Below are 12535 nucleotides of genomic sequence, written 5' to 3'. Positions count from 1 at the left end.
AGCCCTCGCGATCTGTGCCACAGACCGCTCCCCGACCGCGCGAAACGAGCGCCGGGAACGATTATTCCCTGCCGAGGCGCGATTGGTGATCTCACCTCGGCCGGGGCCGCTCAGCTCGAGGTATCGAGCAGAACGGCCAGCTGAGCACCGATGTCGGCCAGCGCCTCCGGTGCGGTCATCTGCGCGTGCGTCACCCCGATCGGCCGGTCGTGCACCGCACCCGTGACGTGCGGAGCCCAGTCGGTCGCAGTGGCGCGAAGCACATCCGCGGGATCGGCCACGGCGGCGCTGAAGTACTCCAGCGTGCCGTGGAACACCCCTGGACGGTGCTCGGCGATCAGTTCGGCCGAGCGGACCGCGCTGCGATAGATGCGACGCAACCGTTCGGGGGTCAGTGCGACCAGTTCCGGCGGGATCATCGCGTGCAGCGCGGCCAGCGCCTGGTCGCTCAGGTCGTAGATGTCGTCCTCATCAGCGATCAGGTCGCTGCCGAGCCCGAGTTCGGCCAGCGCGCCGCGCACCGCCGCGCGGAAGCCCGCGACGTCGGGCTTCGGGTGGCTGTCCATCATGGCCAGCAGCGCGACCTGCTCGCCGTCGGCCTGCAGCTCGGTCGCGATCGCATGGGCGAGCACGCCGCCGAGCGACCAGCCGAGCAGTTGGTACGGCCCGTGCGGCTGCACGGTCCTGATCTCGCTGACGTAGCGGTGCGCCAGCTCGGCGATCGAGGCGGGCAGTTCGCCGTCCTCGGCGAGCGCCGGGGACTGCAGGCCGTAGATCGGCTGGTCGGCGGGCAGGAACTGGGTGAGCCCCGCGTAGCTCCAGGCCAGGCCGTACATCGGGTGCAGGCAGAACAGTGGTGCCGCGGTGCCGCCGGTGCGGATCGGCAGCAGGACCTGCATCGCGGCGTCGGCGTCGGACTCCCCCGCGGTGTCGATCCGCGCGACGAGGCCGGCCACCGTGGCATCGGTGAAGAACCACTGCACGCTGACCGTCGCGCCGGTGGCCTCGCGCAGCCGGCCGACCGCCTGCGCGGCCAGCAGCGAGTTGCCGCCGAGTGCGAAGAAGTCGTCATCGAGCCCGACCGTCTCCGCGCCGAGCAGCTCGGCGAAGACCTGTGCGACCGTCTGCTCCAGCGGCGAGCTCGGTGCCCGGAAGACGGTGCCGCTGACGAATTCCGGAGCAGGCAGGGCCTTGCGGTCGAGCTTGCCGTTCGGCGTCAGCGGGAGCGCGTCGAGCGACACGATCGCATCCGGCACCATGTAGCCGGTCAGGAACTGCGCGGCCTGGGCACGGACGGTCACCGGTTCGACGGCGCTGTCGGCGACCACGTAGCCGATGAGCCGATCGCCGTTGCCGTCCGAACGGACCAGGGCGACAGCCTGATTCACGCCGTCACACCGCAGCAGGGCCGCCTCGACCTCGCCGAGTTCGATCCGGAAACCGCGCAGCTGCACCTGCTGGTCACTGCGACCGGCGTATTCGAGCTGCGCCTTGTCGCCGCAGTCCCGCCAGCGGCCGACGTCACCGGTGCGGTACATCCGAGAACCGGGTGCGCCGAACGGGTTCGCCACGAAGCGGGTCGCGGTGAGGCCGGGCCTGCCCAGGTAACCGCGGGACAGTTGCGCGCCGACGACGTGGATCTCGCCGGGCACGTCCAGCGGGGTCGGGTGCAGGCGCGGGTCGAGCACGTACGCGTCCAGGCCGGGGATCGCGCGGCCGATGGCGCTGGCCGGATTGTGCCGGTCCCGCTCGTCCAGCGGCAGGAACGACACGTGCACCGTGGTCTCGGTGATGCCGTACATGTTGACCAGACGGGTTGCCGCGCCGTGCCGTTCGTACCAGCGCTCCAGCTTGCGCAGATCCAGGGCTTCACCGCCGAACACCACATAGCGCAGTGCCAGCGCGTCCGGCTCGGCGGTCCGGTCCGCCTCCACCAATTGGTAGAAGGCGGACGGGGTTTGGTTCAGCACCGTCACACGTTCGCGAATCAGCAACTCGCGGAACTGTTCCGGCGACCGCGAGGTCAGGTAGTCGACCACGACAACAGCGCCGCCGTGCGCGAGGCCACACCACAGTTCCCACACCGAGAAGTCGAAGGCGAACGAGTGGAACAGCGTCCAGACGTCGTTCTCGTCGAATCGGAACAGGGTCTGGGTGTTCGCGAACAGCTCGACGACATTGCGGTGTGCGACACCGACGCCCTTCGGCACACCGGTCGAGCCCGAGGTGTAGATGACGTAGGCCAGATTGTCGGGGTGCAGCGGCGCGAGCCGGTCCGCGTCGTGGATGGGCGCGTCGGCGAAAGCCGCTGTCTCCTCGAACAAGACGACGGGCAGGTCACCGGTGGGTACGGCGGCGCGTTCGTCCAGCGTGGTCAGCACGCAGACCGGGGCGGCGTCGGCGAGCATGAATTCCAGCCGCTGCGCCGGGTAGGTGGAGTCGATCGGGAGGTAGGCGGCACCGGTGGCGAGCACACCGAGCAGCGCGACCGGCAGGTCCTCGGTGCGCGGAACGGCAACGGCCACCAACGATTCCGGGCCTGCGCCCTGGGCGATCAGTGCGCGGGCCACCTGGTTGGCGCGGCGTTGCAATTCACGGTATGTGAGCGTCGCGGAGCGACTCGATGAGGGGTGGTGGTCGGGCGACGGGTGGGCGAGCGTGCGGTCACCGAACCGGATGGCGACAGCGTCCGGGCGACGCCATACCTGATCGGCGATGAGGCCGGGCAGCGTGGCGCCGGGCACCCAGGCGCCCAGCGAATTCCATTCGTGCAGGACGAGTTCGCGTTCACCGGCGGCGAGCAGGTCGATATCGCCGACCACTACCGCATCGTCGGCCGCCACCGCCGCGAGGATGCGGCGGAAACGGTCGGCGAAGTTCTGCACGGTCGCGGCGTCGAACAGGTCGGTCGCGTAGGTGAGGACCGCCGAAATGCCCTGCGTGTCGGGCTGTTCCGCGACGGTCAGTTGCAGGTCGAACTTGGCGGGCTGGACCTGCGGGTCGATGCCGGACACGGTGAGTCCGGGCAGTTCGAGCGAGGTCTGCGCCAGGTTCTGGAAAACCAGCATCACCTGGAACAACGGATGCCGCGCCGCGGAACGGACCGGATCCAGCAGCTCCACCAGGCGTTCGAACGGCAGGTCGGCGTGGCCGAAGGCGGCCACGTCGGTCTGCCGGACGTCGGCGAGCAACGCGTCGAAGGTGGCGCCCGGCTCGATCTCGTTGCGCAACACCAGGGTGTTGACGAACATGCCGATCATGTCGTCGAGTTCGGCCTCGCCACGACCGGCCACCGGAGTGCCGATGGCGATGTCGGTGCTGCCGGACAACCGCGACACCAGGACGGCCAGCGCCGCGTGCACCACCATGAACAGGGTCGAGTTGTGCTGCTGAGCAACGCGATCGAGGGCGGCGTGCAGATCCGCGTCGAGCTCGAAGTCCAGCGTCGCGCCCCGGTAGGAGGCCGAGGCCGGCCGCGGTCGGTCCACGGGCAGGGCCAGTTCGTCGGGCAGCGCGGCCAGCGCGGTGCGCCAGTATTCGGCCTGCTGAGCGATGAGGCTCTGCGGGTCGTCCTCGGCGCCGAGCACGTCGCGCTGCCAGATGCTGTAGTCCGCGTACTGGACCGGCAGCGGTGCCCAAGCCGGTGCCGCGCCGCCGGTGCGGGCGGCGTAAGCCAGCACCAGGTCGCGGGTCAGCGGGCCCATCGACCAGCCGTCGGCGCTGATGTGATGCGCCACGAAGACCAGGACATGGTCGGTGGTGTCGGCGACATGGAACAGCTTCGCGCGGAACGGCACCTCGGTGGTGACATCGAAACCCGCTGCGACGACGCGATATACCGCGTCCGGCACGTCGGCAGCGTCGATGCGTGCCGGCGCGAGATCGACCGGCACCGCTGCGGCGATGGACTGCACCGGGCCGTGCTGGGTCTGCGGATAGGTGGTGCGCAGGATCTCGTGGCGGGCCACCAGGTCGCGCACCGCCGCTTGCAGGGCGGCGACGTCGAGGTCGCCGGACAGGCGGATGGCGGCCGGGATGCTGTAGACGGCCGAGGCGGTGTCGAACTGGTTCAGGAACCACATGCGCTGCTGCGCGAGCGACAGCGGGATCTGTTCCGGACGGGGCCCTGCGACCAGGGCTTTGCGGCCGCCGGTGCCCGCGTGCTGTTCGACCTTGACGGCCAGGCCTGCGACGGTAGAGGCTTCGAACAGAGTACGAACGGGGACACGGGAATCGAGTGCGGCACCGATGCGCGCCGCGACCTGAGTGGCCAGCAGGGAATTACCGCCGAGGCCGAAGAAGTCGTCATCGGCACCGACCCGCTCGACACCGAGCACCTCGGCATACACCGACGCGACGATCTCTTCGATCGGCGTCGACGGAGCACGGAACACCTGAGCCTCGAACTCCGGCTCCGGCAACGCCTTCCGATCCAGCTTGCCATTCACATTGAGCGGCAACGCATCCAGCACCACGAACGCCGACGGCACCATGTACGACGGCAAACCAGCGGTCAGCGCCGACTTCACCTCGGCGACTTCGACACCGGTGGTCGCGGGGACCAGGTAGGCGACGAGACGGTCACCGGTGCGCGGGTCCGACTTGGCGACGACCGCGGCCTGGGCGATCTGCGGCAGCGCGAGCAGCGCGGCCTCGATCTCGGCGAGCTCGATGCGGAAACCGCGGATCTTCACCTGGAAGTCGGTGCGGCCCCGGTACTCCAGCTCACCGGAGGCCTTCCACGCCACCAGGTCACCGGTCCGGTACATCCGCTCGCCGGTCTGGAACGGATTGGCCACGAACCGATCCGACGTCAGATCCGCCCGACCGAAGTAGCCGCGGGCGAGCTGCGCACCGGCCAGATAGAGCTCGCCGGAAACGCCGACCGGGACCGGCCGCAGCCGCGAATCCAGCACGAAGACTTGGCTGTTCCACTCGGGCGCACCGACCGGCACGGACGCCTGGTCGTTACGGGTGACCCGATGGCTGGTGATGGACACCGCGGCCTCGGTCGGGCCGTACAGGTTGAACAGTTCGACGCGGGGATAGTCGCGCAGGAAGCGTTGCGCCAAGCCACCGGGCAGCGCCTCGCCGATCGCCAAGACCCGCCACAGGGAGGTCGGGAAGTCCGCCGTCGCCAACGCGTCGAGCATGGAGGGAACCACGTGCAGCGTGGTGACCCACTCGCGGGCCATCAACTCGTTCAGGTACGCCGGATCCTGATGACCATCGGGTGCCGCGATGACCAGACGACCACCACACACCGCCGCCGACCAGAACTCCCATACCGAAAGGTCGAACGTCGCAGCCGTCTTCAGCAGAATCGCATCCGCCGCATCCAACCCGAACTCAGTGACCTTCCACTGCAACTGATTCGCAATAGCCGCATGCGAAACCGCAACACCCTTAGGCCGACCCGTCGAACCCGACGTAAAGATCACATACGCGGTATTCGCCGGACGCAACGGCGCAACCCGATCGGCATCGGTTACCGGGGAAGAATCCAGTCCGTCGAGGTCGAGCTCGTCGATCCGCACCAAAGGTGCTACCGGGGTATCGAACTCGGCCGCAGCGTTCGTCAGCACACACACCGGTGCCGCCGACTCGAGGATGTAGCTCGTACGCTCGGCCGCCTGCGCCGGATCCACCGGCACATACGCGCCACCGGACTTCGCCACCGCGTACATCGCCACGATCAGATCGATCGACCGCGGGAACGCCAGCGCGACCCGCGACTCCGGGCCGACACCGATCGAGATGAGGTACCGGGCAAGGCGATTCACCCGAGCATCCAGCTCGCCGTAGGTCACCTTCGCGCGACCCGCGGGCAGATCCGCTACCAGCGCCACGGATCGCGGATCCGCCGCCACAGCGGCATCCAACAGCGAGACCAGCGTCGCCGACTCGTCGACCTGCTGCTCGGTCACGTTCCAATGCGCCAGCACCGCATCGCGTTCGGCCTCGTCGAGGATCTCGATATCGCCGACCGGCACCCGTGCGTCCGCCACCACGGCGGCGAGAATCCGCGTCAACCGCTCGGCGAAGCCCTGCACCGTCGCGGCGTCGAAAAGATCTGTCGCATAGGTGAAGAACCCACCCATGCCGGTGGGCACACCCGACTCGTCGTAGCCGTCGCCCACGATCAGATGCAGATCGAACTGCGACACAGCCAGATCCGCGTCCAGTCCCGCGACCGTGAGCCCGGGCAGTTCGAGCGCGGTGCGCGCGATGTTCTGGAACGACAGGCCCACCTGGAACAGCGGGTGATGCGCGGTCGACCGCGGCGGGTTGAGCACCTCGACCAGGCGCTCGAACGGAATGTCCGCGTGCGCGAACGCCTGCAGATCGGATTCCCGCTGCCTGGTCAGCAATTCGGCGAACGATTCACCCGACTCGAACTGTGTCCGGAACACCACGGTGTTCACGAACATGCCGATCAGGTCGTCGAGCTCGCGCTCACCGCGGCCGGCCAGCGGCGTACCGATGGCGACGTCCGTAGCGCCCGAGAGCCGGGCCAGCAGGACGGCCAGCGCGGTGTGCACGACCATGAACAGCGTCGCACCGTGCGCCCGAGCAAGTTCCACGAGACCGGCATGGGTGGCCGCATCGATCTGCACGTCCACCCGCGCACCGGCCATCGACGCGATCGCTGGACGCGGCCGATCCGTCGGCAACTCGAGCAGATCCGGCAGGTCGGCCAGGTGCGCGCGCCAGAAGCTGATCTGCTGCGCGGCAATCGATTCGGCGTCGGACTCGTCGCCGAGCACCGCCCGCTGCCACAGCGCGTAATCGGCGTACTGCACCCGCAGCGGCGCCCAGCTCGGCGCCTCGCCCGCGGTCCGCGCGGCGTAGGCGATCATCACGTCGCGCGCCAGCGGGCCCATCGAGGAACCGTCGGCGGCGATGTGATGCACCACGACGGCCAGGACATACGTGTCCGCCATGCCGTCGACCTGCAGCAGCGCCACCCGGACCGGGACCTCGGCGGTCACGTCGAACGAACTCGACGCCAGCGCGTACACCGCGCCCGCGACGTCGGCCTCGCTCAGTACCCGCGGCGTGACATCGAGGGCAACACCGTTGGGCGGCAACACCACCTGGACCGGGCCGTCGGCCGTTTCCGGGTACACGGTGCGCAGCACCTCGTGCCGCGCCACCACGTCGTGCAGCGCCGCGCCGAGCGCGACCACATCCAGCGCCCCGGTCAGCCGCAGCGCGAACGGCAGGTTGTAGGCGGCCGAGCCGGCCGTCTCGTCATCCTGGTCGAAGCGGTTGAGGAACCACATCCGGCGCTGCGCCAGCGACAACGGCAACTGGTCCGGCCGCGCGATGCTGCCGAGCTCGACGCCGGGGCGTCCGTGCACCTGCGAGTCGATCACCGCCGCGAGACCGGCCACGGTGGGCGCCTCGAACAGCGTCCGCACCGGCACCCGGCCGCCGACCGCGGCGCCGAGCCGCGCCACCACCTGGGTGGCGATCAGCGAGTTGCCGCCGAGGGCGAAGAAGTCGTCATCGGCGCCGACCCTGGCCAAGCCGAGCACCTCGCCGAACACGCCGGCGATGATCTCCTCGACCGCCGTTGCGGGGGCACGGAATTCACGCGCGGTGAACATCGGCTCCGGCAGCGCCTTGCGATCGAGCTTGCCGCTGGGGTTCAGCGGGAACGCGTCGAGCGCGACGATGGCGGCCGGAACCATGTAGGCGGGCAGTGTTTCCGCGACGGCGGCCCGCAGCTCCTGCGGGTCGATGTGCGCGCCGGGCGCGGCGACCGCGTAGGCGACCAGCTGGTCACCGAGCGTCGACTGGCTGACCAGTGCGACGGCTTGGCTCACCGAATCGTGGGCGAGCAAGGCGGTTTCGATCTCGCCGAGCTCGATGCGCTGGCCGCGGAACTTCACCTGGAAGTCGGTGCGGCCGAGGTAGTCCAGCACCATCTCGTCGTCGGCGTCGGCACCGGAGGCCTTGTGCCACACCACCAGATCGCCGGTGCGGTACATGCGCTGACCGGTGCCGAACGGGCTCGCCACGAAGCGGTCCGCCGTCAGGTCCGGTCTGCGGACATAGCCGCGGGCCAGCTGGTCACCGGCCAAGTAGAGCTCACCCGCCACACCGTCGGGAACGGGGCGCAACCGCGAGTCCAGCACGTAGACCTGAGTGTTCCACTGCGGCAACCCGATCGGCACCGAGCGGGTATCCGATCCATCGGCCGGCCAATAGGTCACCGACACTGCGGCCTCGGTCGGCCCGTAGAGGTTGTGCACGTCCGCATCGATCACCGCGTGCACCGCCGTGACCGTCTCCGGCGGCAGCGCCTCGCCGATCACGAAGATCTGCTCCAGCGTCGGCACCGCGCCCTTCGCGGTGTGCGCCGCGAAGATCGTCAGCATCGACGGCACGAAGTCGGTGACCGTCACCGACTGCGCGGCAATGGTTTCCGCGACGTAGGCCGGGTCGCGATGACCGTCCGGGGTCGCGACGACCAGTTTCGCGCCGACCCGCAGCGGCATGAAGAAGCCCCACAGCGACACGTCGAACGTGGTCGCGGTCTTCTGCAGGTAGACGTCGTCCTGATTGAGCGGGTACTCCGCCAGCATCCACTCGATCTGATTGTTGATCGCCGCATGCGAGACCGCGACACCCTTGGGGCGGCCGGTCGAGCCCGAGGTGAAGATGACGTACGCGGGGTGCTGCGGGAGCACCTTCCGCAGCAGCTCGTCCTTGCGGACCGGGGCGCTGTCGAACTGGGCGAGGTCAGCGGTGTCGATGGCCACCGTGTGAACACCGGCGGGCAATGCGGCCGCGTCGGTGGAAGTTGTCACGACGCAGGCGGGTTGCGCGGTATCCAAGATGTGCGCGATCCGCTCGGCCGGATGATCCGGATCCAACGGAACATACGCACCACCCGCGGTCACGATCGCATACATGCCGACAACCAGATCCAGCGAACGCCGAATCGCCAGTCCTACCAGCGACTCCGCACCCACACCCTGCGAAATCAGCAGCCGGGCAAGCTGGTTGACCCGCTGATCGAACTCACGATAGGTGAGCTCAGTGCCTTCATAGGCCAGCGCGACAGCATCCGGGGTCGTGGCCACCATCTGCCGATAGCCGTCGAGCAGCAGGTCCGGTGCCACCCGCTGCCGGGTGTCGTTCCACTCGAACAGGATTCGATCCCGCTCGACCAGCGACAGCAGATCGGCATCGCCGAACGCCCGGTCGGGATCGGCGGTGACCGACCGGAGCAGCCGGCGCAGCCTGGCGGCGAAGCGCGCGATCGTCGCCTCGTCGAACAGGTCGGTGGCATAGGTGAACATGGCCGACAGACCCGCGTCGTCGCCCTCGTGCGGGGTGACGGTCAGCTGCAGGTCGAATTTGGCTGCCGCGCCGTCGAGATCGAGGGCCGCCGCGGACAGCCCCGGTAGTTCCAACGCGGGCTTGTCCATGTTCTGGAAGAACAGCGCCACCTGGAACAGCGGATGGTGCGCCTGCGAACGGGCGGGATCGAGCACCTCGACGAGTCGCTCGAACGGCAGCTCGACATGCGAGAACGCCGCGAGGTCCACCTTTTTGGCGGACTCGACCAGCGCACGGAACGACTTGCCCGGCGCGGTGTCGGTGCGCAGGACCAGCATGTTGACGAACATGCCGATCAGGCCGTCCAGCTCGGCCTCGCCACGGCCCGCCACCGGGGTACCGATGGCGATGTCGGCGGATCCCGACAGCCTGGCCAGCAGCGCCGCGAAGGCCGCGTGCACCACCATGAACAGTGAGGCGCCGGTGTCCAGTGCGATCGCCTCGAGCTTCGCCCGGATCTGCGCGTCGACCTCGAACGTGTAGACCCCGCCGCGGCCGGAGGCCAGCGCGGGCCGGGGTCGATCCGTCGGCAGCTCGAGCCGGCCGGGCAGACCCGCCAAAGCGGTACGCCAGTAATCGATCTGGGCGGCGGCCACCGACCGTGGATCGTTCTCGTCGCCGAGCATCGCGCGCTGCCAGAGCGCGTAGTCGGCGTACTGCACCGGCAGCGGCGCCCAGTCGGGCGCGGTACCCGCGGCGCGCGCGAAGTAGGCGACGGTCAGGTCTTGCACCATCGGCGCCATCGAGGTGCCGTCGGCCGCGATGTGATGCACGACCACCGCGAGCACGTAATCGTCGCTGCCCACCTGGAACAGCGCCATCCGCAGCGGCACCTCGGCCGCCACATCGAAACCGGCCAGCATGAACTCGGCCAGCGTGTTCGGCAGTGCCGACGCCGCGACCTCGGTTACCACCAGCTCCGGAGTCGCCTGCGCCGCAGGCAACACCACCTGATAGCCGGTGCCGTCCACCGCCGGGTAGACCGTGCGCAGGGTCTCGTGCCGCTCGACCAGATCGGCAACCGCCGCCCGCAACGCGGGCACGTCCAGCGCGCCGGACAGCCGGATCGCGAACGGAATATTGTTCGCCGCCGACGCGGTGTCGAACTGGTTCAGGAACCACATCCGCTGCTGCGCCAGCGACAGCGGAATGTGTTCGGGGCGCGGCATGCGCGTCAGGGCCTGCCGCCCGCCCGAGCCCGCGATCGGCTCGAGCCGGGCCGCCAGACCGGCGACCGTCGGTGCCTCGAAAACCGTCCGGGCCGGGACCCTGGCGCCGATCTGCGCGCCGAGCCTGGCCACCACCTTGGTGGCGATCAGCGAGTTGCCGCCGAGTGCGAAGAAGTCGTCGTCGGCGCCGATCGCGGTATCGGCGTCGAGCAGCTCCGCGAAGATGCCCGCGACCAGCAGCTCCAGTTCGCCACTGGGCGCACGGAATTCCTTGGTCTGCAACTGCGGTGCCGGTAGCGCGCGCCGGTCCAGCTTGCCGACCGGGGTCAGCGGGATCTCGTCGAGCACCGTGATGCTGGTGGGCACCATGTGCGCGGGCAGCTTGCGCTCGGCGAGCGCGATCAGCTCGTCGGTAGCCACCGCCGCACCGGGAGCCGCCAGCACGTAGGAGGCCAGAATCGTGGCGCCACTGTCGAGTTGGTGGCCGATGGTGACCGCGAAGTCCACGCTGTCGTGTCCGGCGAGTACCGCGTCGATCTCACCGAGCTCGATGCGGAAACCACGCACCTGCACCTGGAAGTCGTTGCGGCCCGCGTACTCCAGCCTGCCGTCCGCCGTCCAGCGGACCAGGTCGCCGGAGCGGTACAGCCGAGAACCGGTGGGGTCGAACGGGTTCGCGATGAAGCGCGTCGCGGTGAGCGCGGGGCGCTCGTGGTAACCGCGCGCCACCTGGGCGCCCGAAATGTACAGCTCGCCCACCACGCCGTCCGGCACCGGCGAAAGCCGCTCGTCCAGTACGTATTCGGTGACGCCGCGGATGGGCCCGCCGATGGTCAGCGGCGCGTCCAGCTCCAGCGGCGCGCCGATATTCACCACGATGGTGGTCTCGGTCGGTCCGTAGATGTTGAACAGCGCGCGCATGCCGCCGGACACCGGAAGCAGCCAGCGCCGCACCAGATCCGGCGGCCACGCCTCGCCGCCGACCGCGACGACCCCGAGATCGTCCAGACCGGCGGGATCGATGGAGGCCAGCGCGGCGGGGGTGATGAACGCGTGGGTGACCCGCTCACGGCGCAGCAGCTCGGCCAGATCGTCGCCGCCGAACACCGTCGGCGCGACCACGACCATGGTCGCCGCGCCGCCGAGCGCGAGCAGCATCTCCAGCATCGACGCGTCGAACGACGGCGACGAGAAGTGCAGGGTGCGTGCGGTACTGGTGACGCCGTAGTGGGTGCGCTGCTCCTCGCAGAAACCGGCGATCCCGGCCTGGGTGGCCACGACGCCCTTCGGCGCACCCGTCGAACCGGAGGTGTAGATCACCCAGGCCGGATGCTCGGCGCGCAGCTGACGCACCCGATCGGCGTTGGTGATCGGCTCGGTCGAGTGCTGTTCGAGCGAGTGCAGCGTCGAATCACCGTCGATGGCAAGCCATTCGACCTGCCCGGGCAGCTGGGTCGCCGCCTGCCTGGTGGTCAGGCCGAAGACCGCGCCGGAGTCCTTCACCATGTGTTCGACCCGGTCGGCCGGGTAGTTCGGGTCCACCGGCACGAAGCCGGCGCCGGACTTGGCCACCGCCCAGACCGCGAGCACGGACTCGATCGAGCGCGGAATGCCGATCGCGACGAGGTCTTCCGGGCCGATGCCGCGGTCGATGAGCAGCCGCGCCAACCGGGTCGACCGCTCGTCGAGCTCGGCGTAGCTCACCTGCGCCAGTGTCGCGGTGGCGTCGGCGTAGCGCAGGGCGATGCCGTCGGGGTTCGCTTCGACAGCCGTCGCCATCAGCTGCGGCAACGTGATGACGCGGGGCCGCCGGGTTCGGGCCGGGCGGACACGAGCGGGACGCGTCATGCGGTCACCAGTGCCAGGGTCTTGCTTCCCCGTCGCCGAGCCGACCGCACGTCCCCCACTACACGAACCATGAAACTCTGCTCATCCTGCCTGTCGAACATGTTTACGCCACACTTGCAACGGCTGCCCTGATTCGGCAAACCGGTCCCGAGTGACCCTAGTCA

Annotated in this window: 1 pseudogene; it reads right to left on the bottom strand. The window is 69.2% G+C overall.

The window, feature by feature from the left end:
* Positions 1-110: 110 nt before the first annotated feature.
* Positions 111-12323: pseudogene (locus IBX18_RS13300) on the bottom strand (amino acid adenylation domain-containing protein); the annotation flags it as partial.
* Between the last annotated feature and the right edge of the window lie 212 nt (positions 12324-12535).

The sequence above is a fragment of the Nocardia sp. XZ_19_369 genome, from assembly GCF_015355715.1.
Lineage (GTDB): Bacteria > Actinomycetota > Actinomycetes > Mycobacteriales > Mycobacteriaceae > Nocardia.
Note: the sequence above shows the minus strand (reverse complement) of the source record. Positions and strands in the feature narration are given on the sequence as shown.